This is a genomic window from Pseudomonas lini (assembly GCF_030812475.1).
Classification (GTDB): Bacteria; Pseudomonadota; Gammaproteobacteria; order Pseudomonadales; family Pseudomonadaceae; genus Aquipseudomonas; species Aquipseudomonas lini_A.
The window spans coordinates 24,046-50,459 of the sequence record NZ_JAUSSR010000021.1 but is presented as its reverse complement, the minus strand read 5'-3'; the positions used below and the strand labels follow the sequence as shown (position 1 = coordinate 50,459).

At 60.6% G+C, this 26,414-nt stretch carries 24 protein-coding genes; 3 read left to right on the top strand and 21 right to left on the bottom strand.

Annotated elements, in window-relative coordinates; translation table 11 throughout:
- Positions 1 to 42: 42 nt before the first annotated feature.
- The 4 genes from J2W17_RS29185 to J2W17_RS29170 all read right to left on the bottom strand — a co-directional run bounded on the left by J2W17_RS29185 (position 43) and on the right by J2W17_RS29170 (position 3,622).
- Positions 43 to 672: a hypothetical protein gene (locus J2W17_RS29185; protein WP_307343166.1), complete on the bottom strand. Its 630-nt coding sequence runs from the start codon at positions 670 to 672 to the stop codon at positions 43 to 45.
- Entirely contained in the window at positions 669 to 1,250 is a 582-nt protein-coding gene (locus tag J2W17_RS29180; protein ID WP_307343163.1) for an RNA polymerase sigma factor, read from the bottom strand. The genes J2W17_RS29185 and J2W17_RS29180 overlap by 4 nt, the downstream gene beginning before the upstream one ends.
- Before the next feature lie 17 nt (positions 1,251 to 1,267).
- On the bottom strand, positions 1,268 to 2,974 hold the full coding sequence (locus J2W17_RS29175) for a vWA domain-containing protein (protein ID WP_307343160.1): 1,707 nt from the start codon (positions 2,972 to 2,974) through the stop codon (positions 1,268 to 1,270).
- An 87-nt stretch (positions 2,975 to 3,061) separates the two neighbouring features.
- Positions 3,062 to 3,622, bottom strand: coding sequence for a YbhB/YbcL family Raf kinase inhibitor-like protein (locus J2W17_RS29170; protein WP_307343157.1), 561 nt, complete (start codon positions 3,620 to 3,622; stop codon positions 3,062 to 3,064).
- 139 nt (positions 3,623 to 3,761) lie between these two features.
- On the opposite strand from J2W17_RS29170, the gene J2W17_RS29165 reads away from it, so the two are divergent.
- The gene (locus J2W17_RS29165) at positions 3,762 to 5,297 is read left to right on the top strand and encodes an apoptosis inducing factor family protein (RefSeq protein WP_307343155.1); all 1,536 of its coding nucleotides are present in this window, start codon (positions 3,762 to 3,764) and stop codon (positions 5,295 to 5,297) included.
- Positions 5,298 to 5,433: 136 nt separating this feature from the next.
- Here J2W17_RS29165 and pgaD read toward each other — a convergent pair whose 3' ends face one another.
- From pgaD to J2W17_RS29100, 13 genes are all read right to left on the bottom strand, one after another.
- Positions 5,434 to 5,958 (bottom strand): poly-beta-1,6-N-acetyl-D-glucosamine biosynthesis protein PgaD, encoded by a 525-nt coding sequence (gene pgaD, locus J2W17_RS29160; protein WP_307343152.1) that lies wholly within the window; start codon positions 5,956 to 5,958, stop codon positions 5,434 to 5,436.
- Positions 5,955 to 7,310, bottom strand: a complete 1,356-nt coding sequence (pgaC, locus tag J2W17_RS29155) for a poly-beta-1,6-N-acetyl-D-glucosamine synthase (RefSeq protein ID WP_307343149.1) — start codon at positions 7,308 to 7,310, stop codon at positions 5,955 to 5,957. Before pgaC ends, pgaD begins: the two co-directional genes overlap by 4 nt.
- A 1-nt stretch (position 7,311) precedes the next feature.
- Complete coding sequence (pgaB, locus tag J2W17_RS29150; RefSeq protein WP_307343146.1) at positions 7,312 to 9,312, bottom strand: poly-beta-1,6-N-acetyl-D-glucosamine N-deacetylase PgaB; 2,001 nt, start codon at positions 9,310 to 9,312, stop codon at positions 7,312 to 7,314.
- 12 nt (positions 9,313 to 9,324) lie between these two features.
- Positions 9,325 to 11,805, bottom strand: a complete 2,481-nt coding sequence (gene pgaA / locus J2W17_RS29145; RefSeq protein WP_307343142.1) for a poly-beta-1,6 N-acetyl-D-glucosamine export porin PgaA — start codon at positions 11,803 to 11,805, stop codon at positions 9,325 to 9,327.
- A gap of 261 nt (positions 11,806 to 12,066) precedes the next feature.
- Positions 12,067 to 13,572: a YdgA family protein gene (locus J2W17_RS29140; RefSeq protein WP_307343139.1), complete on the bottom strand. Its 1,506-nt coding sequence runs from the start codon at positions 13,570 to 13,572 to the stop codon at positions 12,067 to 12,069.
- A 348-nt stretch (positions 13,573 to 13,920) separates the two neighbouring features.
- Entirely contained in the window at positions 13,921 to 14,556 is a 636-nt protein-coding gene (locus tag J2W17_RS29135; protein ID WP_154855482.1) for an NADH:ubiquinone oxidoreductase subunit N, read from the bottom strand.
- 82 nt (positions 14,557 to 14,638) lie between these two features.
- A complete protein-coding gene (locus J2W17_RS29130) occupies positions 14,639 to 16,087 on the bottom strand; it encodes an efflux transporter outer membrane subunit (protein ID WP_307343135.1) in 1,449 nt (482 codons plus the stop codon).
- Entirely contained in the window at positions 16,084 to 16,971 is an 888-nt protein-coding gene (locus J2W17_RS29125; protein ID WP_307343132.1) for an efflux RND transporter periplasmic adaptor subunit, read from the bottom strand. Before J2W17_RS29125 ends, J2W17_RS29130 begins: the two co-directional genes overlap by 4 nt.
- Positions 16,968 to 17,177, bottom strand: coding sequence for a DUF1656 domain-containing protein (locus J2W17_RS29120; protein WP_138963642.1), 210 nt, complete (start codon positions 17,175 to 17,177; stop codon positions 16,968 to 16,970). The genes J2W17_RS29125 and J2W17_RS29120 overlap by 4 nt, the downstream gene beginning before the upstream one ends.
- Entirely contained in the window at positions 17,174 to 19,246 is a 2,073-nt protein-coding gene (locus tag J2W17_RS29115) for an FUSC family protein (RefSeq protein WP_307343127.1), read from the bottom strand. Before J2W17_RS29115 ends, J2W17_RS29120 begins: the two co-directional genes overlap by 4 nt.
- Complete coding sequence (locus tag J2W17_RS29110; RefSeq protein WP_307343124.1) at positions 19,243 to 19,671, bottom strand: MarR family winged helix-turn-helix transcriptional regulator; 429 nt, start codon at positions 19,669 to 19,671, stop codon at positions 19,243 to 19,245. Before J2W17_RS29110 ends, J2W17_RS29115 begins: the two co-directional genes overlap by 4 nt.
- A 147-nt stretch (positions 19,672 to 19,818) precedes the next feature.
- The gene (locus J2W17_RS29105; protein ID WP_307343121.1) at positions 19,819 to 20,064 is read right to left on the bottom strand and encodes a DUF2789 domain-containing protein; all 246 of its coding nucleotides are present in this window, start codon (positions 20,062 to 20,064) and stop codon (positions 19,819 to 19,821) included.
- 116 nt (positions 20,065 to 20,180) lie between these two features.
- Positions 20,181 to 20,642 carry an aminoacyl-tRNA deacylase gene (locus J2W17_RS29100; RefSeq protein ID WP_307343119.1) on the bottom strand — a complete coding sequence of 154 codons (462 nt, stop codon included), beginning with the start codon at positions 20,640 to 20,642 and terminating at the stop codon, positions 20,181 to 20,183.
- A 262-nt stretch (positions 20,643 to 20,904) separates the two neighbouring features.
- On the opposite strand from J2W17_RS29100, the gene J2W17_RS29095 reads away from it, so the two are divergent.
- Positions 20,905 to 21,435 carry an NfeD family protein gene (locus J2W17_RS29095; protein ID WP_307343117.1) on the top strand — a complete coding sequence of 177 codons (531 nt, stop codon included), beginning with the start codon at positions 20,905 to 20,907 and terminating at the stop codon, positions 21,433 to 21,435.
- 2 nt (positions 21,436 to 21,437) lie between these two features.
- On the top strand, positions 21,438 to 22,196 hold the full coding sequence (locus tag J2W17_RS29090; RefSeq protein ID WP_307343114.1) for a slipin family protein: 759 nt from the start codon (positions 21,438 to 21,440) through the stop codon (positions 22,194 to 22,196).
- A 71-nt stretch (positions 22,197 to 22,267) separates the two neighbouring features.
- Here J2W17_RS29090 and J2W17_RS29085 read toward each other — a convergent pair whose 3' ends face one another.
- The 4 genes from J2W17_RS29085 to J2W17_RS29070 are packed head-to-tail and all read right to left on the bottom strand — an operon-like array spanning position 22,268 to position 25,960.
- Positions 22,268 to 23,134, bottom strand: a complete 867-nt coding sequence (locus J2W17_RS29085; RefSeq protein ID WP_307343111.1) for an ABC transporter permease — start codon at positions 23,132 to 23,134, stop codon at positions 22,268 to 22,270.
- Positions 23,135 to 23,154: 20 nt separating this feature from the next.
- Positions 23,155 to 24,015: an ABC transporter ATP-binding protein gene (locus J2W17_RS29080; RefSeq protein WP_307343108.1), complete on the bottom strand. Its 861-nt coding sequence runs from the start codon at positions 24,013 to 24,015 to the stop codon at positions 23,155 to 23,157.
- Positions 24,016 to 24,020: 5 nt separating this feature from the next.
- Positions 24,021 to 25,046, bottom strand: a complete 1,026-nt coding sequence (locus J2W17_RS29075; RefSeq protein ID WP_307343105.1) for an ABC transporter substrate-binding protein — start codon at positions 25,044 to 25,046, stop codon at positions 24,021 to 24,023.
- 17 nt (positions 25,047 to 25,063) lie between these two features.
- Positions 25,064 to 25,960: a TauD/TfdA dioxygenase family protein gene (locus J2W17_RS29070; RefSeq protein WP_307343102.1), complete on the bottom strand. Its 897-nt coding sequence runs from the start codon at positions 25,958 to 25,960 to the stop codon at positions 25,064 to 25,066.
- Between the last annotated feature and the right edge of the window lie 454 nt (positions 25,961 to 26,414).

The window sequence follows — 26,414 nt, the reverse complement described above, 5'->3', positions numbered from 1 at the left end:
CGCTTTCGGGTGGCTATGCCAAATGGGCGACCGCTGCGTACCTCAGTTTTTCTGTAATTCCTTCATCCGGGCAGTGAGGTTTTCGTCAGGGAAACGCTTGTGCAATGTTTTCAACAGCGCCTCGGCGGCCTGTTGCTGACCGGCATGTTGCAAGCGAAGAACTTCATGCAACTGCTCGTCTAGCGTTTTCACCGGAATCGCTAAGCGTTTACTGACCTTCGCTTCATCGGCCATTTCAGCGCTGATCGATTCACTTTGCGCAGGGGCGGCGAAATCGGCCATGGGCGCAGCAGGTGCTGGCGCGGACATGGCGCCGGCCGGTGCAGCCAGGGAGCGCGCAGCCGCCGGTGGGGCTTGTGCGGCTTCTTTTTTGGCAGCCGGCGCGGACATTTTTGGCGCTGGGGCGAAGTCGTAGCTTGGCATTTGTTCCGGCGTGCGTTGCACTAAAGCAAGCATCAGGGCCACGCCGACCAGGCTGGCAAAGGCGACCTGCCAACGAGGTTTCTGGCAAGCCTGGACCCAGCGTTGCCACAGGTTCGGCTTCGGCGCGAGTATTTCCCTGTGTGCAGTGGCCAGGATAAAAGCGTCGAGATGCGCCGGTGGTTCACCGGCCCCGTGTTCACGATAATGCTGAAGCACTTCGTCTTCCGGCGTCTTGCGGGCGTCAGTCATGTCAGTACCTCCTCGGCCAGCAGCCGACGCAGTTTTTGCTGGGCGTAGCGCAAGCGGCTCTTGACGGTTTCCAGCGGTGTTTCGGTGAGGGTGGCGATCTGCGGCAGGTCGAGGTCGCCGTGGACTCGTAGCAAAAACACTTCGCGCTGGTCGGCGGGCAGGTTTTGCAGGGCGGCTTCGAGACGCTGGTTATCGCGACTCAGGCTCAGCAGTTGCTCGGGATCGGCCGCCTCGTCGCTCAGCGCGTGGAGCTGTTCGTCGTAGCTGTCGTGCAAGGGGTTGTGAATACCGTGTTTGCGCCAGTGATCGATCAGGCGGTTGCGGGCAATCTGGTAGAGCCAGGTACGAAAATTCGCCCGGCCTTGTGGCTGACTGCTGCTGCGGATCAGGCTCAGCCAGGTTTCCTGATAGACCTCTTCGGCCAGTTCGGATTTGCCGCTCAAGCCGAGCAGGAAGCGATAAAGCCCCTGGCGATGGCGGACGTACAAGATCTCGAACGCCGGACCCTCGCCCGCGCGATAGCGGGCCAGCAGCGATTCGTCGCTGCCGGCGGCTGAGCTGATTTGGGGGTCGGACATGTCGGCGCTGGCCTCTTTCACTCTATCCGCTGGTCATTGGACTGCTGATTCGAGGCGGTCGAGGTTCGCAGGCTCTGCGCCAACTCCACCAGTTGCACAAACTCTGCGCGCAGACCGAATCGATCATCACCCCGGGCACCGCGAGCCAGTGCCTCGGTGTCCTTCAGGCTGAAATTACCGGTGTAGCGTCCATCCTTGAGTTGCTGGGAAAACGCGGCCACGGCCGCCGCAAAACGGAGGTCATCACTGGCTTTGGTCTCCGAGCCACTCACAATGGGTCGCTCGATCAAGCGACTATTCCCACCTTCTGGCAACTGATATCGCACGCGTAACATCGCCAATTCATCGGTGTTCACGGATACATCAACCGCGGATTTGCCATACCGCAATGGCTCCAGCCAGCCCTTCTCCCCCTTGGGGACAATTTCATACAACGCGGTCACGGTATGGCCTGCACCGATTTCACCCGCATCGACTTTGTCATTGCTGAAATCCTCACGCTTCAGCGCGCGGTTCTCGTACCCCAACAACCGATATTCACTGACCTGCGCCGGGTTGAACTCCACTTGCAGCTTCACATTCTTCGCCACGACGGCGAGGGTCGAACCCAGTTGATCCACCAGCACCTTGCGCGCCTCGCGCAAATTGTCGATGTAGGCGTAATTGCCGTCGCCAGCGTCGGCCAGTTGTTCCATCAGGTGTTCATTGTAGTTATCCACACCAAACCCCAGGGTAGTCAGGGACACGCCGGTCTTGCGTTTATCCACAGCCATTTGCTTGAGGTTGTCGAAATCGCTGATGCCGACGTTGAAGTCGCCGTCGGTGGCCAACAGGATGCGGTTGATGCCCTTGGGGATAAACGCCTGTTGTGCCATTTGATAGGCCAGTTCGATCCCCGACGCTCCCGCGGTGGAGCCGCCTGCGGTCAATTGATCGATGGCTGTACGAATTTTCGCTTTTTCCCGTCCGGAAGTCGGTTCCAGGACCACGCGCGAATCGCCGGCGTAGACCACCAATGACACCCGATCCTGCTCGCGCAATTGATCGACCAGCAGTTTCAGGGTGCTTTTGACCAGCTGCAAACCTTCGCGACGGTCCATCGAGCCGGACACGTCCACCAAAAACACCAGGTTCGCCGGCGCCAGTTCGGCCACTGCGCGGTCCGAGGCCTTGATGCCGATGCGCAGCAATCGGGTATGCGGGTTCCACGGTGACGGCGCCAGCTCAGTGGTCACACCGAAGGGCGAGCCGTCGGTGGGCAAGGCGTAATCATAGGGAAAGTAATTGACCATTTCCTCCAGGCGTACCGCGCCTTCGGGAGGCAATCGTCCTTGATTGAGCAGGCGGCGGACGTTGGCATAGCCGCCGGTGTCGACGTCGGCGCTGAACGTCGACACCGGCGATTCGGTCACGCTATGGATCGGGTTGTCGGCCAGCGCTTGATACTGTTCACGCTGCTCGTCCCGATAACCTGCCGGAGCCGATTCAGGCATCGGCGCATAACCCGCCATCGGTGCCGCTCGCACGCTGCGCTTGGCCATCGTGGCATCCGCCATGATTGCCTCGCTATGCACCAGCGCCTCTGTCTTCAGCGCACCTTGAGCCGGTGGCGACACCGAAGCGGATTCAGGCGTGGACGAAACACCGCAACCGGCCATGGCCAGCAACAACCCGACGGTGAAACCCTGGGCGGCCGGGCGGAGGAAATGCAGAGGGAGGGACATGGGGGCTGACCTCAGGAGGAAATTGATCCATTCATCCTCTGAGACGGGCAGCCCGGCCGGTTCGGGTTAAACCGAAGTGAAAAAACTTCAGCGGTGATAGCGCCGCACCACACTGCTGTTTTTCAACACATGACCTTTGATCTTGTCCATCAGCTGCGCGCGGTTCAGGCCGGCGGGCAAGGCGTCTGGTGCAAGGTCCAGGGCATAGAGCTGGATGATGTAGTGGTGGGAGCTGTCGCCGACCGGTGGGCAGGGACCCACATAGCCGGTCGTGCCTTTGCTGTTGCTGCCGCCCACGCCTTCGAGGGCGGATTTGGCGCCGACACCGGCCGGAATCTGGTGGGTCGTGGCCTTGATGCCATAGTGAATCCAGTGGTCGACCCCCAGGCCTTTCTGGCCGTCGGGATCGTGCATGACGATGGCGTAGCTCAAGGTGCCCGGGGGGCCGGCATTCCAGCTCAGGGCCGGGGACTGGTTCTTGCCGCCACAACCGGCCGCATCGCTGGCGGCTGCCGAGGTGAACAGGCGATTGTCCGACACACCGGGAATGCTGAGGGTGAAGCGCTCCTGGGCCTGCGCCGGAAACTGCACGCAAAGGGCGACTGCAACGGCCGCCAGCCAAGGGTTCAGGGAGGTCAATCGGGTCATACCGGAGCACCTTGTGCGGGTGGAGCCGTGGTCGGCGTGCAAACTATAGCCGGACCGTTCGTGCCGTGGCAGCGGGAATTGGCTGAACCTCGGGAGAAACCCCGGACTCTTACCTGAAACGTCCGTCAGGAAAGCGATCATGGCCCTGCACCGCGTCGCCCGTTTCGCCGATGTGCCCGAGAACCGTGGCCTGGAAGTCCGGATCGCGGACACTAAAATCGTCTTGCTGCGAGTCGGCGATCAATTGCGCGCCTATCAGGGTGAATGCCCCCACGCCGGGGCACCCCTGGCCGAGGGCGCGCTGTGCAATGGGCGCCTGATCTGCCCTTGGCACAAGGCCGCTTACCGGATCGAAGACGGGGCGCTGTGTGAACCGCCGTCTCTGGATAGCCTCAGGCGCTACCCGCTTGAATTGCGCGATGGCGAGGTCTGGGTCGACGACCGGCCACTGCCTGCCGGCAGCACACCGCCGGCTGACGATGAGCGCACGTTCGTGATCGTCGGTGCCGGTGCCGCAGGTACGGCGGCTGCGGCGGCGCTACGGGAAAAAGGCTTCGGCGGGCGCGTGCTGCTGATCGACCGCGAAGCCGAGGCCGGCTACGACCGCACGGTGCTGAGCAAATTCGTGATCGCCGGTGAGATGCCGCCGGAAGAAGTCCCACCGCTACGCGATGAAGGCTTCTACCACGAGCAGCGGATCGAGCGAATCAAGGGTGAAGTGGCCAGCCTGGATGCGGCGAATAAAACCCTGCGACTGGCAGACGGTCAGTCGCTGGCGTATGACGCTGCCCTGCTCGCCACCGGCGGTACGCCTAACCCGCTGAAACTACACGGTGCCGACTTGCCCCAGGTCTTCGTGCTGCGCTCGAAAGATCAGGCGCAGCGGATACTGGCCGCTGCGAAACCTGGCCAGCGCGCGGTGATCATCGGCGACAGTTTCATTGCCCTGGAGTCTGCATCGGCCCTGCGCGAATACGGTCTGGACGTCACCGTTCTGGCCCGCCACGCCGTACCTTTCGTCAAGCAATTCGGCGATACGGTCGCTAAGGCCATTCGTGCCCGGCATGTGGCCCACGGCGTGGTCTTCCACACCGATGGCGAAGCCGCGCAGATTGAAGGCACCGACAAGGTCGAAGCGGTGAAACTGGACAATGGTCAACGTTTGCCTGCGGACCTGGTGCTGGTCGGCATTGGCGTTACCCCGGCAACCGCGCCGTTTGCCGATCTGCCCAAGGAAAAAGACCAGTCACTGACGGTCGACGGCGGCATGCGCGTAACCGATGGGCTCTGGGCCGCCGGCGATATCGCAACCTTCCCGCTCAATGGCCAGCCCCAGCGCATCGAGCATTGGCGCCTGGCACAGCAACAGGCGCGGATCGCGGCGGCGAACATGCTCGGCGGTGACGAGCATTACCTGGACGTGCCGTTTTTCTGGACCTGGCACTTCGGCAAGAACTACGACTACCTGGGCCATGCCGAGGCGTGGGACGAAGTCGAATTCAAGGGCGACCCGTATCATCCGCCCTTTATCGGCCTGTTCTGCAAGAACGGTGTGGTGGCGGCCGCTGTCGCCTGCGATGAAGAACGGGCGATGGCGATGCTCGCCGAGAGGATGAAGCAACCACTGCCGGTGGACGAGGCGTGGCGCCTGATTCGGGATGTAAATCCCCTGTAGGAGCGGCTTGTCGGATCGCCGCGCCGCAGCGAAAGCGGTCTGTCAGTCAGCACATCCACCGAATGTGCCGCCGCCTTCGCCGGCAAGCCGGCTCCTACATGGGATCGGGGTTTCACGCCGCAAGACCGAGTCGGGCTCAGGCGCGGTTCACCGGCTCTTTGCCTTCTTCATCATCGGATGGACGACGGATCACTTTAGGATTATCCAGAGGCTGCAGGGAGAGCGGCTGCCGGGAATCGATCGTGAAGAAGTGGCTCACCACGTGGGAAATATCGCCATCGTGATCGTTGTGAATGGTCATCGAACCCGGGCTGCGCAGTTTGTGCAGCCGTTCACGGGTCAGTTTGAAGCTTTTGCTCAAAGCCTGATCGTCGATGACCGGAGCCGGCATACGACGCTGGGCAAAGCTTCTGCTTTTACGTTGTTGATAACGTGCCCACCCGATCAGCACCAAGGCGTTGAACACCGCCACCCATAAATAAACCTGCAGGGTGCCAAGGGCGTCGAACGCTGGGCCGCTGAATCGGGCACCTTCGTGGGGTACGATCAATGGCGAGATGCCCAAGTACAACAAATACAGGAATCCGGCCCAGGCCAGGACGGTGAACAAGGTATCGACCACCATAAGCACTGGCCGCTGCCGGGTTGTGATGATTTTCATTTGACGATCTCCTCTTCATCGGCACCAGGCGGCCGAATGCCGCGATCTGGACTGACCCAGCGCGCACGTTTCTGACGTAAACGGAACAGCACTTTGGGGAAACTGACCAGCGTGGTGAGCAGACTGACCAGCCAGAACACCAGCGGGTACCAGATCACCCAGAACATCGTCTTGCCCAAACCTTTTTCGTAGCGGCGATCGATCAGCAGACTGACCCCGAACTGCATCAGGCAGACCACTGCCAGCAGCAAGCCGGTGAACGCCGGTGGCCACATACGGGGCACCGCGATGACTTCCGGCAACGCGATGTACAGACCCACCAGCCATAGAATGATCGACAGCAGGAAGGTGAACGCCCAACCGGTGGACAGGCAGTATTCGAACAGCAATGGCCAGAGATAACGATGACGGTACTGCCAGATGCCGCGAATGTTCTTGAACAGCACTTCCGCACCGCCCTGGGCCCAGCGCAGACGCTGTTTCCACAGGCCACCCAGGGTTTCCGGCATCAGGATCCAGCACAGCGCGCGGGGCTCGTAGAAAATGCTCCAGTGATCCAGTTGCAGCTTCCAGCTGATATCGATGTCTTCGGTGATCATGTCGGTGCTCCAGTAGCCGACCCGGTGCAGGGCCGTGCGACGGAAAGCGACAACCACGCCGGAGACGGTAAAGATCCGCCCGAAGACGCGCTGGGTACGTTTGATCAGACCGATGATCGAGGAGAACTCGCCAACCTGCACCCGGCCGACCAGGGTCGAACGGGTACGGATCCGCGGGTTGCCGGTCACGGCGCCGAGGCGCGGGTTTTCGAGCAACGGCGCCACCAGGTAAGCCGCGGTATGAGGTGCCAGCAGCGCATCACCGTCGATGCACACCAGGTACTCGCTACGCGCTGCAATGGCGCCCATGCGCAGGGCTACAGCTTTGCCCTGGTTCTCCGCCAGGTGCAGCACCCGCAAACGCGGATCCTGCACGGCCAAGGCATCGAGGATGGCACCGGTGTCGTCCTTCGAGCCATCGTTGATGGCGATGACCTCGATGTTCGGATACTGCTGGGACAACGCCGCATGGATGGTTTCCCTGACGTTGTCACCTTCGTTGAAGCAAGGGATGAGGATCGAAATCAGCGGCTCGCCGGCCAGCGGCGGCGGCAAGGTGTCTTCGTTCCACGGCCAGTGCCGCTCCCAATGCAGCCAGAAATAGAGTCCCCCGGCGATCCACAGTCCTGACATGAACAGCGGATAGAAGAACACGAAGTCCATCAGGAACTGGCCAGTGAGTAGAAAGATCAGTCCAAGGGGAATCCCGAGGACGATCGCCAGAACGAGTAGAGCCAGAAGTCTATCCAGCATGTTATGGATTCCACTTGTTGGAAAGGGCCGGCCGTACGGATTTCAGGTCGGGTAGATTGTCCAGGAAGTTGTCGGGGTAGTAGCCAAAACTGGTCACGCCCTGACGCTGCAGAACCCGCATCCACTCGGCCAATTGTTCGCCTTCGATGTCGGCCTGTTCCTGTTTCGTCCAGTCCCGTGCCTGCAGTTCGAACACGGTGCGATCGAGCGCGCCGGGGCGAGCCTTGACCGTGGCGACCAGTTTCTCGAGCCAGGCTTCGGAGTCTTCATAAGACTGTTTTTCCATCAACGGCATGGCCATCGGCGCCGTCCAGTCGTACGTGCCGAGGAAGTCATCCAGATTCTGCGCGTACCAGGCTTCACTCTCGGGATTGAGTATCGGCTCGGCGAAAATGTTGCGCGCCGTATCCAGCTGCGGGCCACGAATGGCGCGGACCTTGGCGGTCAGCTCCTTGGTGAAATCGATCAGGTAGCGGCTCTTGAAACGCGTCCAGCGCTGCATCACTGCAGGATCGGCGCGCAACGCGGCGATTGAGCCGGGCAGACCATTGGCGGCGTAGACTTTGAGGGCATCGGGGCCTGCGTCTTCGAAGTCCGACATTATTGCGTCATCGTGAAACAGGATGCCGTTGACCGATGACATGCGCGCCAGATCTTCGTAGATTTCACCAATCATGCGCCGTACGTTCGGATCGTAAGGAGACAAGCGTATGTACTGCTTCGGATCGACCGTCGTCGTGCCGGTTTCCGGGTCCCAGCGTGTCACTCGCGGCAGCTTCGAATCCAGGGCAAAGCTCAGCACTGGCATCCAGGCGTAGACTTTGACATGGGCCCGGGTGCGCAACTGCCAGGCCACGCGGTCAAAAATGTCGGCGGCCATCGGCAGGTGACGGTTGGGGAAGTACAGCGAATGCACAAGGCCATCACCCTTCGGATCGGCGAAAGCTTGCAGGAACACCGTATTGGCGCCCATGTCGGACATGCGCTGGATCAGTTTGCCCAGGTTTCTTTCCTGCTGGGCCGGGTCCGGGTCGTAGACGTTATCCAGGTCTACGTGAACGACGCGCATGGCGTTCTTCGACTGCACCGAGACGACGCTATTGGCGAAGCGCGCGCCTTCCGGGTCAGCAGAAACGAGGTAACGCGGACTGTTCATCAGGGTATCCAGAGTGTCGAGCCCGTCTTCCAGGGTCAAGGCCATCTCGTAATCCTGATCATTGACGATTTGCAGCGTGGTGCCGCTCGCCGCGCCGTAAGGCCAGACCCAGACTCGCGGCTTTTTACCCGTGGCTTTGTAGATTTTCTCCGAGATCGCCAAGATATCCACGCGTTGACGGGCCTGGAACTCGGCTTCGGTTTCATAGCGTTTGGCGACTGGATCGTAACGCCGGGTTGTGGCGGCCGGCTCCAGGTTGCCCTGGGGGTTAGCCAGGATACCCTTGTGATTGGCATCGGTGTGCGCTGCGAGCTCCACCAGTCCGGACTGGGAAACCTCCCGCACCTGATCCCAGGTCAGGAATTCCGAGCGCTTGCGCGGCGTACCGGCGAAATCCACCGGTTTGTCCAGCGGGGTGTCGACCCAGGTGCCGACCGGTGCCAGCAATGCAGGCCATTTATAGGCACGCAGCACCGGCATCACCCGGGTATAGAAGCTCGAATAACCGTCGTCGAAACTGAGCATGACCGCTTTGGGAGGCAGGTCGGGGCCTCCTTTTTTGCGTGCCGCCAGGACCTGGTCGACGGAAACCGGCTGGTAGCCGTTCTCCCGCAACCAGGCCAGCTGCTCGATCAGGCGCTCGGTGCGCACGGCCACCACCGCCTGGTCCGGGTCCTTGTCATCGACATCGTGATAGGCGATGCCGAGTACATGGTTTTTCGGCCACGGGGTTTCGCTTTCCACCACCGGCCTTTCGGTCGGCGGCGCAAACGCCGGTGCCTGCTGGGAGCATGCGCTGATCAACAGCACTCCCAGCAGGAGGAAGAAACGCGACATCAAGGCCATTTTCAAACCCCTCTAGAAGCGGAAAGTAAGATCGACCATCAGACGCAGATCGGTTTCCCGGTCTCCGTCATAGGGCCGGTTGATTGCGCTTAACATACCGCCAACCTCCACCACGTCGTTCCAGCTGTAACGCTGGCCATAACCCAACAGCGCCATGCCGCCAGTGGAATGATATTTCTGGGTGTAGGTACCCGCGCCAGCCTGGAACTGCTGACTCCACCGGGTTTCATAGCGCTGGTAGAGCATATGATTGACGCTGATGATCGGCAGTACGCTGAGATCGGACTTGGGATTGAAATACGGCACGTCGTCAGACTCGGAGTTGTGGCTGGCGGCGACTTCCAATCCCAGGTCGACTTGCACGTTCGGCGCGGTGTAAATCCCTTCGCGCCCGGTGAGCAGGGCTTCGACGCGGTTGTTGCCGTCGCTGAAATGGGACGGGCTGACTGCGAATTTCCACTCGCGACTTTCATTGGCCCGCCAGCGAATGAAACCGCTGCCGCCATTGGCCGTGACGTCGCTGTTCAAGGCCCGCAACGGCGTCGCCGCCGCGAAGTACTCCAGGCTCCCGCCGTACTGCCAGTAATCGTTGATGTCATGGGCGAATGCCAGACGCGCGCCCTGCTTGGAACCGAAGCCGTAGGAGTGGTTGGAGACTTCCGCTTCGAGGGTCAAGTCTCGGGTCCGGCGTTCGAGCCCGAGGCGCTGGAAGCGATGGTGGCCGGTCCCTTCCTGGAAGTCGCCTTCGGCATAACCGGCACCGCCGAATACACGCCAGTCTTCGCCGATGGGCGGGCTGTACAGGACGGTTTCAATGCCCAGATCACGACTGCCGTTGACCGCACCAGCGTTGTCGTCATCGCCGCCATAAGTCTTGCCGCCGAACGCTTCTACGCGCAGTTCATACATGTCATGGACCTCACGCTGCCGCTGCAAGCGCTGGACCTGACGATTGTCGGGGGAACGCGCGACCACGTCGTCGGTCAGGGCATCCACCTGGCGCCATTCCTGCAGGTCCGTAGCCGTATGGCCCTGGGCGATTTCCAGGTTGATGTCTCGCGGAGCCATGGCCTCGGCTTCCTTGAGCTTGCTTTCGGCAAGCCGCGGCCAGCCCCGCGCCAGGTACAGATCGGCCTGCGCCACACGCAGGCTGACGTTGCCCGGTGCCTGTTCGACCAAGGCTTGCAGACGTTCCTCGCCATGGGGCAGATCGGAACTGTAGGTCCCGGCCTGGGCAGCGAGCTGTTGCGCATCCATCCATTCGTCGTTGGGGTTGCCTCCGGGCAAGCCCTTGAGCTCGACACGTGGTCTCTGGGTTTTGGCCAGCTCCTCGGCGACTGCGCGCGCCTCGGTGGCTTCGCCGCTTTCGAGCAAGGCGTAGTAGAGCGCGGTGGTATCTTGCAAACGGTTACTTGGATCGGTGTTCGTCGCTAGCAGGATCTCCCGATACATGTCGGTGGCGATCTCCGGTTCGCGCTGGTCCAGGTAGGACGCGGCTACCCAACGCTGGGCATAGACCGGCACAACCACACCTTCGGCTTGCAGTTTGTGGTGTTCGCTGATGACCTCGGCGGTGCGCGAACGGGCCTTGAGGGCACCCATGCGGTCGATGCGCCAGCGGATGACGTCATCTTTTGCCTGGGGATCCGAAGACCAGGTGGAAATCAATTTGTCGTAGTCGGCCAGGGCCCGATCAGCGATCACATAACGCTCCGATTCGCTGCGGGTAGGCATTTCAGACAAGCGCACACGTTCTGCGGCCAGGTCACCTTCGAGGTGACGAATCGTGACCGGATCGATCAAACCCGGCCGCTGACGGGCCAGGCGCAAGGCCGGCTCCGGCAGGTGAGCACGTTGCATCGCGCCCACATACTCCTTGGCGACTTCTGGATTGTTACCGGAACGGACGAAGGCCTGATCGTATTCGAACAACGAGTCGTATTCTTTACCGGCACGATTCAACGCGTAGCCCAGGGCCATCCGGCGGGAAACGTCATTGGGTTGCGCCGCCACCAGTGCTCGTGCTCGCGTCACCGCCTGGTCGGGCTTGTCGGAGTCAGCCTGGTTCAGCGCCATCCCCAACTGCACTTCCGGGTTGTCCGGATCGATGGCCTGGGCCTTGCTGTAGACCCGATTGGCATCGTCCCAGCGTTTCTGGTTACGGTAGGCCCGCGCTGTGGCGGTCAGGGCTGCAACCGGCAGGTCCAGATTGCGTCCCTGGGTTTCATAGACCTTGATCACCTCGGCGTCCAGGCCGGCCCAACTGGCGATCTGCAAGTGGTCGCTGATTTGACTGGTGGTGGCTTGGCCCGGCGGCACCTGACGCAACGCGGTTAGCGCGGGCGTGTAGTGACCAGCTCGGGCATCAAGCACCATTTCGTCGTAAGGGGTATAGGCAAACGCTAACATCGGCCAGATCAACTGGCTGCACAACGCGACGCGAAACAGCGGTCGCATACCACGTTGAACAAAAGGGGCAACAATACTCGGCATTCGTCAGCATCCTTACATGGCCAGCCGGGCCGCAACGCCCTTTTTGCCCTTTCGTATCGGAAAGCTGGTCCAGGTGACCCAGCCAAACTTTTATTAAGGGCAGTCTTGCATGCGAGCTCGCTGGGTAATTGGGAACACAATAATTGTTCAGATTCGTGAAACTGCAGGCACCGGCCATCGTCCTGTCTTAAAAGCCAGACAGCAAAACGCCCGACGTCTGCTGGTAGCAGAGGCCGGGCGTGCGGTGTGTAAGCCCCGGATTTACTGGATGTTTCCAGCTCCCCCAAGCTTGCTCATCACGAAGCCGGCAAATTCTTCGACCGTCATTTTCTGGCCGTTGAACTCCACCTGATTGTTAGCGTAGTGCAGTTTGGTGACGATGCTACTGCCTTCGAGTTTTGCGAGCTGGGTACCGACCGCCATGCTGCCAAACATGTCGGCGGTGGCGGTGGCCTGGTCGGCAATCAGCTTGGCGTCGGTCTGACCGTCGAGTTGCCCCTGGACGCTCAGCAAATCAACGAGCATGGGCTTGGAGACCTGCAGATTGAAGTCCAGCAGGGCGATCAGTTGCCGGGTCAGTTGATCCGGTGGCAAGTCCATGGACTTGGGTTTGGTCAGGTCAAGCACCAGGTTGGCGCGGCTTTCACCGTTGGTGGTGTGGAACGTCAGATTCTCCAGCGCAACCTGAGGTCCGGCGGCCAGCAACTTCTCCAGGCCGGCCTTGACCTGCGCCTCTTCGGCCGGGGTCAGGACCAGCTCTGGCACGGGTTGACCGGCGGCAGCGGCCTCGGCGGCGGCTTTCTCGTACGGTTGCAGTTTGGTCTGGTAAATCTGCACCAGCGACAGGGTCGCCGGAATGTCGAGGTTCTTCAGGCTCATGGCCATCTGCGCCGAGCCGACAGCCTTGCCGTTGAAGGACACCTCTCCAACCTTGTAATCGGCACGCCCCGAAGCGCTGGTGCCCGATTCCTCGGTCTTGTTCTTCATTTCAAATTTCTTTAAACCCAGTATCGACTGCCGGGCACCGAAGGTGGTTTTGCTGTCGGTCAACTCAAGGGTGTTCTCGCCGAAATAGTAGCCGTAGGTGCTTTTTTCCAGGTTGCTGGCCAACGTCAGGCCGTTCATTTCAACCTTCACCGGGGTCTGGTCTTCAGCCACTGTGGTCAGCGTCAGGCTGTCCATGTAGCCGTTGGCTTTGACCTTCTGCGCCTGGGCGCTGGCCGCGACGTCGAGGTTGAGGCCGGAAAACTTCAGGTTGGATTTGTCATCCAGGGCGACGTCCAGCGGCAGCATTTGCAGGGTGCCGTTGGTGGAATTGTCGTAGCCGATGTTGACGATGCCCGTGAGCGGGGATTTGTCTTTGGCCGCGACGAACCACTTTTCGGTGGTCGGGGTTCGTTCCAGCTCGTAGTGACTGGTGGCCATGACCGGCAGCCACTTCAGCGACACCAGGCGCGAAAACGGCAGCGGACCATGTTCGATGTGATCGACGAACAGCAGTTCTACCGGAGCTTCGCCGAACATCTCGCCTTCGCCCTTGAGGCGATAGTGCGCGGTGCTGCTGAATACATTGCGCTCCAGCGACACCAGTTCCAGGGATGCCGTGCCGTCGGAACCTACCAGCGCGGCCTGCAATTCCTTGTTGGCGTCGGCGATCGAGGTGTTGAGCACGCCTTCGAGCTTGGTACCGGTGTACCAGGCGCCGCCGGCACTGATGACACCGATGGCGACGACAATTCCCAGAAGCACGCCTGCTGATTTATTCATGAATGACCCAGTCAATGTCCGTTGTTGAAGGTGTGGTCGTCTTCCCTGAACCCTTGACGGGTTGCGGCCAGACTCCGCTGAAAAAGCAATGCAGATTAGCATCAGGCGCACCGGGCGACCCAATGTTTAAAGGTTAAAGAGTGTCTATGGACCGTAGGCACCGGCGCCTGTAGGAGCGAGCTTGCTCCGGGCGGCGTTCCGACGATGGTCGTTAACGATTACGCGTGCTGTCTGAATAAACGCGGTGCCTACTGGTTCTTCGCGAGCAAGCTCGCTCCTACAAGGACCACGCCCCCCTGTAATTGGAGCTGGCTTGCCGGCGATGGCGTCAGCCGAGGCAACATCAATTCAGGAATACTGAACCTCAATCTCATCCAGCTGATGATCAAAGCTCTTGAGCCGCGCAGTCCAGGTATAAACCAACACCTCAAAATCGCGATTGATCACCGCCCCGCCCGTCACTTCCGCGCGCGGGTCGCAGAAGTCCAGTTGATAGCGTTCCCGGGCCATGGCGGTGGCGACATCGGAGAGTTCACGGGCGTTATTGAGCCAGTGCCGGCCGTCTTCGGCGATCTGCTTATCCAGCTCCAGGCATTGTTTTTTCAACGCTTCCAGGCTTTTCTCCAGCGGCGTGCCGGTGAGTTCGCCCATGACCTCCTGGAAGGTGCGCCCCGGTTGCCAGTAGCTGCCCCAGAAATATCGGTCAAACACCGTTTCGACGCGACGCAATGCCACCTTGGTGTCCCAGATCAGCACCAGGGTCTTGCCTCGTTCACATTGTCTTTTTTTGATGCGCTGCCCCTGGACCGACGCCACGGCCACCACCACGATCGCCATCACGGCAATCAGCGCGGCGGCGCTGTCGAGGAAAATCAGTGCCGTGTCGATCTGGTGGGCCAGCATGATGCCGTAGAAATAAGTGGCCGAGAGCAGCACCAGCGCTGCAATAGCGCACCAGAAGCCGGGAGCGTAAGGGTTTTTCATTATTGGTATCCCCATGACCAACGCGTGCCTGGATCGATGAGCTCGGCGAGCGATCTCATCAAGTCAAAGCATAGCAACGGCCTCAGGGTTTGCCGGGGTTCAAGGCTTGCGTTCGTCCGCTTTCCCAGCCACCGCCCAACGCCAGGAACAAATCGATCTGGCTCATGGCAACCTGGGTGTTGGCTGCGGCCAGTTGTGCCCGTACGTCGGTATAAGTGCGCGTGGCTTGCAGATCGGCCAGGAACGAGGTGCGACCGGCGGTGAAGAAGCGATGGGTCTGGTCTGCGGCCAGTTGCGCCGACTGCTCTGCATCCGCCAAGGCATCGCGGCGCTGCAGCAAGGCGGAGTACTGGGCCAGGCCGGTCTGGGTTTCGCGAATGGCATTGAGCACCACGCCGTCGAAATGCGCCAGCGCGCCCTGGGTCGTCGCTTCGGCCTCACGGATTCGCGCCCGTGAGCCGTTGGATGGAACAGTCCAGGTCAGCAATGGCCCGAAGCCCCAGCGATTGGTCGCCGGTTTGCCAAGGTTTTCCAGGATGCCGATGGTACCGACAGATGCGCCGATACTGATGTCCGGGTACAACTCGCCGGTGGCGATACCGATTCCGGCCGTCGCGGCCGCCAGTCGGCGCTCGGCCTGCCGCACGTCGGGACGGCGTTTGAGCAGGGTGGCGCCGTCACCTACAGGCAACAATTGCGTTATTTTCGGCAGCTCGGCGCAACTGGCGGTGCCGGTCGGTAGTTGCTCCAACGGTTTGGCCAGCAACATCGACAACCTGAACAACCCGGCCTGGCGTGCCGCTTCGTAGCGAGGCATTTCAGCACGCAACGACTTGAACTGCGTTTGCGAACGGGTGACTTGGGTTTCATCGCCACGCCCGGCGTCACGCAAACGCTGGATCAGCGTGGTGCCCTGGGCCTGGAGGTCGAGGGAATGCTGGGCGATTTCCCGCTCTTCGTTGGCCGCGCAGACCTGGGTATAGGCCCGAACGACGTCGGCCACCAGGGTGATGCGGGCCGTGTCCGCAGCCGCCTGAGTCGCATCGGCATTGGCCTTGGCCGCTTCGATCCCGCGCTGCAACGTACCGAACAGGTCGAACTGATACGAAGTGGTGATGCCGATGTCGCCGACGTTGGCCACCGGCACTTTCTCCGGCAGCAAGAACGCTTCGCCGGATTCCTGTAAACGCTGGGCGCCGATCTTCACGCCGCCACTCCAGCCGCCTGCTGCCTGCGCTTCGTCGACCTGTGCGCGAGCGCGGGACAGGTTCGCCGCCGCCACCCGCAAATCGGTATTGGACGCCATGGCCTGCTGCACCAATTGGTCCAGACGCGGATCCTGGTACAAACGCCACCAATCCCCAGGCACCGGTGCGGAGACGACAGGTGCGCCGCTCACTGGTAAATCGCCCTGCAGGTCTCCGCGGTGGACAGCGGCGTCGTCGGGTAGATGATAGTCCGGCCCAACCACCTGACAGGCCGAGAGCAACAACCCTAACCCGGCGATCGCCAAACCCGGGGCCCTGCTCATTGCGCGGGCTCCCGGGTCAGATCGTCGATGATCGACACCGTGGCCGTGCGTCCGGCAATCATGCGAAAGTCCGCCGGCACCTCGTCGAAGGCGATCCGCACCGGAATCCGCTGCGCCAGCCGCACCCAGCTGAACGCCGGGTTGACGTTGGGCAACAGGTTGCTGCCGCTGCTGCGATCGCGGTCTTCGATGCCGGCGACGATACTTTCCACGTGCCCGCGCAGGCGGGCACGGTCACCGACCACCCGAATGTCGACGCGCTGACCCACATGAATGCCATCGAGCTTGGTCTCTTCGAAATAGCCGTCGATGTGAAAGGAATTGCTGTCCACCACCGACAACACCGGGTGTCCGGCGGTGACGAATTCCTGATTGCGTGGCGCACGGTCATTGACATACCCATCCACCGGGCTGCGGATGGTCGAGCGGTCGAGGTTGAGCTGGGCACTGTCCACTGCGACCTGGGCTTCCATCAGCGCCACCTCGGCCCGGGCGACCCGGGATTGGCTTTCCTCGAGTTGTTCGCCCGGTACCAGATTGCCGAGGCCACGGTTGCGTTTGGCTTCCCGTTGCGCCTGGGCCAGGGTCTCCTTACGGTCGGCAACCGCCGCCTTCGCCTGGCGCAGCGCCAGTTTGAAACGGTCCTGGTCGATGCTGAACAGCACCTGGCCACGTTTCACCCACTGGTTGTCGTGCACATCCACCTGCTGAATCAGACCGGAGACATCCGGGGCGATCTGCACGATGTCGGCACGAATGTGCCCGTCCCGGGTCCAGGGCGCGAACATGTAATACATCACCATGCGCCAGACGACGACAACGGCGAAGGTCACGATCAGCAGGGTCAGAACCACGCGACCGATGGTCAAGAACGGTTTTTTCATGTCATCAGGTATCGACTGAGTGAGTCCACGGCGCCGAGCAGCAAAGCGTAGAGAGCCACGTTGAACAATGCCCGGTGCCAGACCAGACGGTAAAAGTGCAGGCGCGTCAGCAACCCGTGCACCAACAGGTACAACATGTAGGTAATACCCATCAGCACCAGCAGTGTCGGCAGAAACACCCCGCTGATATCCAGGTCACCGATCATAAAGGCGCTCCATCGATGCCATGGGGCAGCCGTTCTTCACGTTGGCCTGCGCCGACGAATTCCACCCCCGGCAACAAGGCCAGGCGCAAGCCGCTCAGGGCATGCAGCAAATGCAGACGGGCGCCGTCATCGCATTCGCTGTCGAGGGCGCGACGGGTGCGGTCGAGGGTCATCAGCAACGCACTGGGTGCCGGCAAGCGTTCGCCGGCCTTCAGGCAAGCCTTGAAGTACTCGCCGACTTCGGCCACCACCTGATGCAGCAGCGTTTGAGGCACCCCGGACACTCGCGGCGTGTAAGCGAGCAAGTCGAGCAGGTTCAGCGCCACGCGGACTTCGCGCAGCGCGATACCGGTGTCCTGGCCGGTCATGGCCAGCCGCGGCAGATGCTGCATCAGGCGATCGAGGATCTGCACGCCCAACTGTCGGTGTTCGGCCAACGAGGCCGGCTCGGTGAGGCTGACAATGTCGCGCCAACTGAACCGGGTCAGGCGTTTGGCGGCCAGTTCCGCACCGAATGGCCGCGCAATCAGGGTCCAGACAAAAGCGAACAACAAGCCCACGGGGCCGGCCAGGTTGGAATTGGCGAAGCTGAGGAAGTCCGCGTCGTAGGCCCCCTGAATGCTGATGAACGACGAGGTGTTGACCAGGGTCAGCAGCATGCCCAGGTAGAACTGCGGCTTGACCGTCAGGGTGCCGATACAAATGAAGGGTACGGCGAACGCCAGCACCAGCATCGGGAAGTCATGCAGGTTGGGCAGGATCAGGAACAGGTAGAGGCTGGCGAACAGCACCGACATCGCCGTCCAGAAAAAGAACCGGTAGATCTGCGGTGCCGGATCGTCCATCGAGGCGAAGAAGCTGCACGCCACCGCTGCCAGAATCACCGCGGCGCCACCGTCGGTCCAGCCGAGCAGAATCCACAGGACCGAGGCGACAATGATTGCTGTGACCGTGGATGCCGCCGAATAAAGCATCAGCCCGCGGTCGAGGAACGGCGACAGCCGCCCGAGCCGCCAATGCCGATACACCGCGCGCCAGCTGTCCTGGCTTTCGCACTGGATGGCGTATTGCAGGCTGCGGCAGTCCTGCCACAGATCGATCCACTCGCCGAGGCGGTACAGGGCGTTGGAAAACAACAGTTGCTTGCGATCGTCCAAGGCTTCGGCGCAAGGTTGCAGGGCTTCGAGCTGATTCTTCAGGGCCTGCCAGGATCCGAGATCGGCATTTTTGTGCTCCAGCCATTCGGTGGTTGCCGTCAGCAGCGGTGCAAACCTGGCCACAAGCTCGGGCGTACGCCGCTCGAGGGCGTAGAGCGCGTCGTCGAGCGCGTCGATCACCGGCAGCAGGTGAATCATGCGCCCGCGCAGTTCCTTGGTGTTGCGCACGGTTTGCGGCCGCGTGCCTTCATGGGGCAGCTGGCCGATCATCATTTCCAGGGTATTGAATGTCGCGACCATCGATGATCGCAGTGCGCTGACCTCGTCCGGCTGCACATTGTGGCTAAGAAATCGCAGGCTGTAGGTCGAGGCATCGGTAAACCATTTGCTCACCGAATCGTTGAACACCGGCGCCAGCCGCCGAGGCCAGAACATTGCGCCCACCACCGCCGCAACGGCGATGCCGAGGAAGATTTCTTCTGTCCGCGCTTCAGCCACGTCCCACACTGCCAGCGGGTTATCCACCACCGGCAAGGCGATCAGCGGCAAGGTGTAACCCGCAAGCATCAGGGCGTAACTGTTGGCGGTGCGCAGGTGCAGCGACAAAAACAGCAACGTCCCGGTCCACAGTGCGATGACCACTACCAGCACATACGGACTCTGGACAAACATCGGCACGAAAAAAACCGCGGCTGCGGCACCGAGGAGGGTACCGACAGCTCGATACAGCGCTTTGGAACTGGTGGGCCCCACAAACGGACTGGAAACGATATAGACCGTGGCCATTGCCCAATAGGGGCGGGGCATTTGCATGAGCATGGCGATGTACAACGCGATCATCGATGCCGCGAAGGTGCGCACACCATAAAACCAGTCCCGCGCCGGGGGCATGCCGGTGAAAAAACCGCTCAAGGATTGGCCACCGGTGAGAGATTGGCCGTTTCAAACGCCCTGAGGACTCGCAGCGCCGCTTCCAGATCGCACTGCGCGATGCCTTGGAGCACCTCGTGACGCAAGCGCACCAATTCGATTTCGACGGCCTGTACCAACGCCCGACCGGTCGCGGTCAGGCTCAGGCATTTGGCACGCCGGTCATGGGCATCTGCGGTGCGGCGCACGTACCCGTCATGGCACAGTTGATCCAGAAGACGCACCAGCGAAGGACTTTCCATCCCCGCCGCCTGCGCCACCGTCACCTGCCGCACGCCCTCGCCCAGACGCCCGATCATCAACAGCGGGACAGCGCAGGCTTCGGAGATTCCATAGTTGACCAGCGTGGTCTGGCAGATCTTGCGCCAATGCCGGGCGGCCACCACCATGGAGCTGCTGATGTTCATCTGGAGGGCGTCGAGGTTTTTCGGCACGAAGGACAATACACACTGTTAGTTTGCTAACTATCAATATGGCATTTTTCGCGAAAGTCGGTCAAGTTTTGTAACAAATTTGCCGGGGCGTTGAATCGAAAAAGAACCTTCTGTCAGGTTTTACCCCCCCCGCCCCTTCCTCAGCAGCACATCCAACTGGTCTACCACCTCCGCCCAGTCCGCATCATCCAGTATCTCTTCCCGCAATAGCTCAGCCTGGCTCTCGCTCCAGAAAAACGCATCCGCCAGATGCAATTCCGGTTTGAGCGGTGAATGTGTGGCGATGAATTTATCTATGCTTTCGGCGTCATCAGGCAGGCCGAGTTGCTTGAACAGCGAGGGGAGGCTGTGGGTTGGGGATTGCATGTCAGAGCTCCTGGGTGATGGAAATAATATTCGCGAGCAAGCTCGCTCCTACAGGGTATACACGATGCCTGTGGGGCGAGCTGCCCGCGATGACGATACAACTGACGCTGCAACACTCAACTGCTCAACTCCCGTACCTCGGCATGGGGCACCATTTTCAGAAACTCCGGCATGTTCATGTGCAGCAGATTGGTGTGGTTGCCGGCTTCAAGATAGATATCTTTCTGCCGGGTCAGCAACGGATCGATCACCACGTCGAGCCCATAGGCCTCACCCAAGGCGGGCACTGCGCCGCGCTCGCAATCATCGAACAGGTGCGGCAGATTGCTTTCACGCGAGACCTGCCATTCGCCACTGCTGCGAACTTTGCTCAGGTCCAGGTGGCGGCTGGCGGGGAGCACGGCCATCAGGTAATGACCATGGTGATCGTCGAGGATGACCGACTTGGCCACCCGTTCGGCAGGAATGCCTGCGACCCGCGCCGTTTCCAGGCTGCTGGCCGAGTGTGGGTGGGTGACGATGTCATATTCGCATTGAGCCTTTTCCAGGCTTCTCTGCACGGTTCTTGCCATACGCATGATGCACCTCGATGTCCGCAGACAGGGTCTGGAGGACGATGGTTAACACTTTTCTCTGTACTGAAAGTCTAGGTCCGCTGCTGAAATCGAGAGGGAAATCCGCTCACCGGACAAGGTCGACAACTGATCAATATTCGTACAATTCATGACTGAACTAAACTGTATGGATGAGCTGACGCGGACTGCCTGAATCAGCAAGGCACTCTGAAGTTCATCGTCGGATCGCCGCCCGGAGCAAGCTCGCTCCTACAGGGAGGGTCATGTGAACACTCGTTGCTGTGCAGCTGCGCTGCTGCTGGCCTTTAGCGGATCGGTCTTCGCCGCCGACATGATTGTCTTGCTGGCGCCGAACCCCGTCGGCATCTGGCTGATCACGTTTGGCATCGCGTTCCTGATTGCCGAGGCAGCCTTGCCCAATTACGGCGTGATCGGGTTAGGCGGCATCGTGATGTTCGTGATCGGGGCGGTGATCCTGACCAACACCGAGGTGCCGGTACCGTTGATGATTGGCTTGGGACTGCTCAGTGCCCTGCTGCTGATCTTCCTGCTGATCCACGCCCTGAAAACCCGACCGCGCCACAACGTCAGTGGCGATGCGGGGCTGGTTGGAAGCGTGACTCAGGTGATGTCGCTGGCCGGCAATGCCTATAACGGCTGGGTGCACCTGCAGGGCGAGAAGTGGCAGGTGCTGAGCACCACGCCGCTGCAACCCGGGCAACGGGTCCGGGTGGTCGCACGCAAGGGACTGCTGTTGGAAGTGGCCGCGGCTGACGCGGCGCCGGGTGGAGAATAGCCATGGGTTTGCAACTGGGTTTTGTCGCGCTGCTGTTATTGCTGATTGCACTGGCGGGGTCGACTTTTCGTATCCTGCGCGAATACGAGCGTGGGGTGGTATTCCAGCTCGGGCGCTTCTGGCAGGTCAAGGGTCCGGGCCTGATCCTGCTGATTCCAGTGGTGCAGCAGATGGTTCGCGTCGATTTGCGCACCGTGGTTCTCGACGTACCGCCACAAGACGTCATCACTCGCGACAACGTCTCGGTCAAGGTCAATGCGGTGTTGTATTTTCGCGTGCTCGATCCGCAGAAAGCGATCATCCAGGTTGAAGACTTCCTCATGGCCACCAGCCAGCTGGCCCAGACCACCTTGCGGGCGGTACTGGGTAAACACGAACTGGATGAACTGCTGGCTGAGCGCGAGCGCTTGAACGTGGATATCCAGCAAGTGCTCGATGCCCAGACCGACGCCTGGGGCATCAAAGTGGCCAACGTCGAGATCAAGCACGTGGACCTCAACGAATCGATGGTGCGGGCGATTGCCAAACAGGCCGAAGCCGAACGGGAACGTCGGGCCAAAGTGATCCATGCCGAAGGCGAACTGCAGGCCTCGGAAAAACTGATGCAAGCCGCCGAAATGCTTGGCCGCCAGCCCGGTGCCATGCAGCTGCGGTATATGCAGACGCTGAGTTCGATCGCCGGAGACAAGAGCTCGACCATCGTCTTTCCGCTGCCGATCGAATTGCTCAAGGGGATGGCGGATTTGTCGTCGAGGGAGTGAGGCCAAAAGTGCGAGCCGGACCCGCCCTTTCGCCGGCTAGCCGGCGAAAGCCAGACCAGACACCGCTAGACTCAGCGCTGCATCCCCCACCGCTTTACCGTCACCCGCTCCAACGTATCGAACACCAGATTCTCCACCAGCAACCCGATCAGGATCACCACCGCCAAGCCGGCAAATACCTTGTCGGTATACAGTTCATTACGATTCTGAAAGATGTACCAGCCCAACCCGCCCTTGCCACTGGTCGCACCGAACACCAATTCAGCGGCGATCAGCGTGCGCCAGGCGAAGGCCCAGCCGATTTTCAGCCCTGCGAGGATCGACGGCAGCGCCGCCGGGATCAAAATGAACAGCACAAAACGCATGCCCTTCAAACCATAATTGCGCCCGGCCATGCGCAGGGTTTCCGAGACGCCGAGGAACCCGGCATAGGTGTTCAGCGCCAAGGCCCAGAGCACTGAATGCACCAGTACGAAAATCAGACTGTTCTGTCCCAGGCCAAACCACAGCAGCGCCAATGGTAACAGCGCAATCGCCGGCAGTGGGTTGAACATCGAGGTCAGCGTACTCAGCAGGTCGCGACCGAACTGCGTCGACACCGCCAAGGTCGTCAAGGCAAACGCCAGCACGATGCCGATCAGGTAACCCTTGAGCAACACCACCAGGGAAATCCCCACCTTGCCCAGCAACTCGCCGCTGAGCAGGCCGTCATACAGCGCGCTGGAGGTTTGCAGAAAACTCGGTAGCAGCAAGTCGTTGTTCTGAATCCGGGCAACCACTTCCCACAGCACCGCCAGCAAGATCAGGATCAGGCTTTTTCGAATCCAGCCTTGCTGCCACAGGCGCTGGCCCAGCGGCAGCTCACGCTCCAGCGGCACGCTGGTCAGGGGCTGCAAAACGGTTTCGAATTCTTGTCTCACAGATGAAAACTGGCTCATCGGGCACTCCTCTCAATGGCTCAATAAGCGATGCGGACGTCGGAAAAATCCAGCTCGCGCCCGGTTTGCGGTGACTGGCCTTCATCGAACAACAAGCGATGAATCCGCCGCGCCGACGCCTGAAACTCCACGCCACCCAGGCTGTGCAAATCGTATTGATGGCTATGGACCTCAGCCCGTACCCGACCCGGATGGGGGGACAGCAGCAAAATCCGATTGCCCACCACCAGCGCTTCTTCGATGGAGTGAGTGACGAACAGCAGTGTGAAGCGCACCTCTTCCCAGAGCAGCAGCAGTTCCTCCTGCATCTTGCGCCGGGTCAGCGCATCGAGGGCGGCGAAGGGTTCGTCCATCAGCAGTATTTTCGGTTGCATCGCCAACGCCCGGGCAATCGCCACCCGAGCCTTCATCCCGCCGGACAGGGTGTGCGGGTAGGCATCGGCGAACGCCGCCAGGCCGACCTTTTCCAGATAGTACAACGCCCGTTCTTCGGCCTCCTGGCGCTTGAGGGTTTTCGACGCCAGCAGCGCAAACATTACGTTTTGTTTGACGGTTTTCCATGGCGGCAGTTGATCGAACTCCTGGAACACCACGATCCGGTCGGGTCCCGGCGCAGTGACGGTTTGCCCTTGCAGCCGAATCTCACCCTCGCAAGGCTGGATGAATCCGGCAACGGCCTTGAGCAAGGTTGATTTACCGCAACCCGACGGGCCGAGCAGCACAAAGCGATCGGCCGGATCGATTTCGAAACTGACCTGATGGGTTGCCCGAACCACTCGTTGTGGCGTGCGATATTCCAGGCTGACCTTGTCGACCGACACCAGCGCCTGCGCTGCCGCGATCGGGTTGCTGACCGTGTGGCCTTGCAAAGGGGCGTTCATCTGGATCAGCTCCCTTGCAGTGGCTTGGCATCCTGGAAGAAGTAGTCCTTCCACGAGTCCGGTTTATTTTTGATCGCGCCGACACGGTAGAGAAACTCGGCCAACGGGTAGGTGTTTTTCGGTGTGACGCTGAACTCGAACTGCGGGTTGTCGATAATCTTCAACAGTGCAGCCCGGTCAATTTTCGCCTTGGTCACGCGGATGTAAGTGTCTGCCGCCGCGCCTTTATCGTTCTGGGCAAACTGCGCCGCTTCGGTCAGTGCCTCGATGAAGGCCTTGTAGGTCTTCGGGTTCTCGTTGCGGAATTTCTCCGTGGCGAATAGCACCGTCGGCGAGTTCGGGCCGAGCAGGTCGTAGGTGTTCAGCACCACATGCACGTTGGGATTGGTCAGCGCCTGATCCTGGAAGGGCGGGTTGGAGAAGTGCCCGCTCAATTCGGTGCCGCCGGCGATCAACGCCGCCGTGGCGTCGGGGTGTGGAACGGCAATGGTGTACTTGTCGAGGCGATTGAATTCCTTATCGCCCCACTGCTTGGCAGCCGCGTATTGCAGGAAGCGTGACTGCACCGAGACGCCCACCGCCGGCACCGCGATGCGGTCCTTCTCGGTGAAGTCGGCGATGGTCTTGACCTTGGGATTATTGCTCACCAGGTAGTAAGGGAAGTTGCCCAGCGAGGCCACGGCCTTGACGTTCTGTTTGCCGTGGGTGCGGTCCCAGATGGTCAGTAACGGTCCGACGCCAGCCCCGGCAATGTCGATTGAACCGGAGAGCAACGCATCGTTGACCGCCGCGCCACCGGAAAGCTGGGTCCAGTCGACCTTGATGTCGATGCCTTCCTGCCTGCCGTATTTCTCTATCAGGTTCTGATCGCGCACTACGTTGAGCAACAGGTAAACAATGCCGAACTGTTCGGCGATGCGGATTTCACCTTCGGCCCGGGCCAGGGTCGGCGCCACCAGGCTACCGGCGATCAGGCTGAAACCCAGGCCGATGGCCGCGGCCAAGGGTGCAAATGAAAGACGTTTGGACATGGGAATTCTCCGACAGATCAGAAAGGCGCGTCGCCCTGGATAGTGGTGCGATACAGCTTGCGGCGCAGATGGCTCGGGCAGCCGGCGGCAAGGTGGATCAGCGAGCGGTTGTCCCAAAACACCAGGTCGTGGGCCTGCCATCGATGGCGGTAGATGTTTTGCGGCAGCACGCTATGGGCGTAGAGCTCGGCGAGCAGTTGCTGGCTCTCGTCCTCCGGCAAACCGACGATGCGGGTGGTGAATCCTTCGCTGACGAACAACGCCTTGCGACCGTTTTCCGGGTGGGTGCGCACGATCGGGTGCACCACTTCCGCGACCTGAGCGAGCTGCTCCGGGGTCAAGGTCGGACGCCAGTTGCCTTCGAACTTGCTCTCGCTGTAGCGCGCCGTGTAGGAGTGCGCGGCGGAGCGACCTGCGACGGCTGTGCGCAGAGCCTCGGGCAAGTTGTCCCAGGCTTTGTGCATGTCGGCGAACAAGGTATCGCCGCCCTCGCAAGGCAGCTCCTGGGCATGCAGCATCGAGCCCAGGCTTGGCAATGCTTTATAGGAAAGGTCGGAGTGCCAGAACTTGCCGGCATCGCCGAGGCCGATGGACAGGCCGTTTTCAATGATATTGGAAACGATGAGGATTTCCGGGTGCCCGGCAAGCAGGAACTGTTTGAGCACGTGGATCTGTAACACACCGAATCGGCGGCTGAAGGCGATTTGCTGTTCGGGGGTGATGCGTTGGTCCCGGAACACCACCACGTGATGATCCAGGTGCGCGCGGTGGATGCGGGCGAAGTCCTGATCATTGATTGGGCGGGACAGGTCAAGGCCGATGATTTCGGCGCCGACTGCGCCGGCGAATGGACGTACCTCGAATAGTTGCGCTGCACTTTCACAGTCAGCCAGGGAACCAGAGGCCAAAGGCATAAATTTACTCCCACGCAGTGCGCGACAAGGTGCGCGCAACGATCAGAAATCCACGGGTTTACCGCGGTCATTCATTTTCGTGCGGCGCGCCGATTGGTCGGCAGGTACGCAGAACCAAAAGATATAGGAATAAGGGATCTATTTTAAATACCAATAAGGAATATCGATATTATTGCTCAAGCGGAACTTTTCTCTGGCGGACGACGGCACCTTCGCATCGTGTCTTTTGTCAGAAACCCATGGCATTGCGCAGGGATCAGCGTGTTTTGAACAGGCACTTCGCGACAAATTAACGACAGAGACAGCGTCAGTTTCATGACAGCCCATCGGATACACCGACCACTCGTCGGAAAAAAATCCACTAAACGTACACATTATTGACACCCCCAATCTGATATCACACATTGCGCGCCATTCCTCAGGACAATAAATGCCGTGTGTTTTTAGGTCGAAT

Coding starts and splice junctions, on each gene's coding strand:
- pgaB (WP_307343146.1), bottom strand. CDS start 9,312: ATGGCCTTGATGTCGCGTTTCTTCCTCCTGCTGGGAGTGCTGTTGATC.
- J2W17_RS29185 (WP_307343166.1), bottom strand. CDS start 672: ATGACTGACGCCCGCAAGACGCCGGAAGACGAAGTGCTTCAGCATTAT.
- J2W17_RS29090 (WP_307343114.1), top strand. CDS start 21,438: ATGGGTTTGCAACTGGGTTTTGTCGCGCTGCTGTTATTGCTGATTGCA.
- J2W17_RS29110 (WP_307343124.1), bottom strand. CDS start 19,671: ATGAACATCAGCAGCTCCATGGTGGTGGCCGCCCGGCATTGGCGCAAG.
- pgaC (WP_307343149.1), bottom strand. CDS start 7,310: ATGCTGGATAGACTTCTGGCTCTACTCGTTCTGGCGATCGTCCTCGGG.
- pgaD (WP_307343152.1), bottom strand. CDS start 5,958: ATGAAAATCATCACAACCCGGCAGCGGCCAGTGCTTATGGTGGTCGAT.
- J2W17_RS29075 (WP_307343105.1), bottom strand. CDS start 25,046: ATGTCCAAACGTCTTTCATTTGCACCCTTGGCCGCGGCCATCGGCCTG.
- J2W17_RS29085 (WP_307343111.1), bottom strand. CDS start 23,134: ATGAGCCAGTTTTCATCTGTGAGACAAGAATTCGAAACCGTTTTGCAG.
- J2W17_RS29180 (WP_307343163.1), bottom strand. CDS start 1,250: ATGTCCGACCCCCAAATCAGCTCAGCCGCCGGCAGCGACGAATCGCTG.
- J2W17_RS29165 (WP_307343155.1), top strand. CDS start 3,762: ATGGCCCTGCACCGCGTCGCCCGTTTCGCCGATGTGCCCGAGAACCGT.
- J2W17_RS29140 (WP_307343139.1), bottom strand. CDS start 13,572: ATGAATAAATCAGCAGGCGTGCTTCTGGGAATTGTCGTCGCCATCGGT.
- J2W17_RS29080 (WP_307343108.1), bottom strand. CDS start 24,015: ATGAACGCCCCTTTGCAAGGCCACACGGTCAGCAACCCGATCGCGGCA.
- J2W17_RS29105 (WP_307343121.1), bottom strand. CDS start 20,064: ATGCAATCCCCAACCCACAGCCTCCCCTCGCTGTTCAAGCAACTCGGC.
- J2W17_RS29100 (WP_307343119.1), bottom strand. CDS start 20,642: ATGCGTATGGCAAGAACCGTGCAGAGAAGCCTGGAAAAGGCTCAATGC.
- J2W17_RS29175 (WP_307343160.1), bottom strand. CDS start 2,974: ATGTCCCTCCCTCTGCATTTCCTCCGCCCGGCCGCCCAGGGTTTCACC.
- J2W17_RS29170 (WP_307343157.1), bottom strand. CDS start 3,622: ATGACCCGATTGACCTCCCTGAACCCTTGGCTGGCGGCCGTTGCAGTC.
- J2W17_RS29125 (WP_307343132.1), bottom strand. CDS start 16,971: ATGAAAAAACCGTTCTTGACCATCGGTCGCGTGGTTCTGACCCTGCTG.
- pgaA (WP_307343142.1), bottom strand. CDS start 11,805: ATGCCGAGTATTGTTGCCCCTTTTGTTCAACGTGGTATGCGACCGCTG.
- J2W17_RS29135 (WP_154855482.1), bottom strand. CDS start 14,556: ATGAAAAACCCTTACGCTCCCGGCTTCTGGTGCGCTATTGCAGCGCTG.
- J2W17_RS29070 (WP_307343102.1), bottom strand. CDS start 25,960: ATGCCTTTGGCCTCTGGTTCCCTGGCTGACTGTGAAAGTGCAGCGCAA.
- J2W17_RS29120 (WP_138963642.1), bottom strand. CDS start 17,177: ATGATCGGTGACCTGGATATCAGCGGGGTGTTTCTGCCGACACTGCTG.
- J2W17_RS29130 (WP_307343135.1), bottom strand. CDS start 16,087: ATGAGCAGGGCCCCGGGTTTGGCGATCGCCGGGTTAGGGTTGTTGCTC.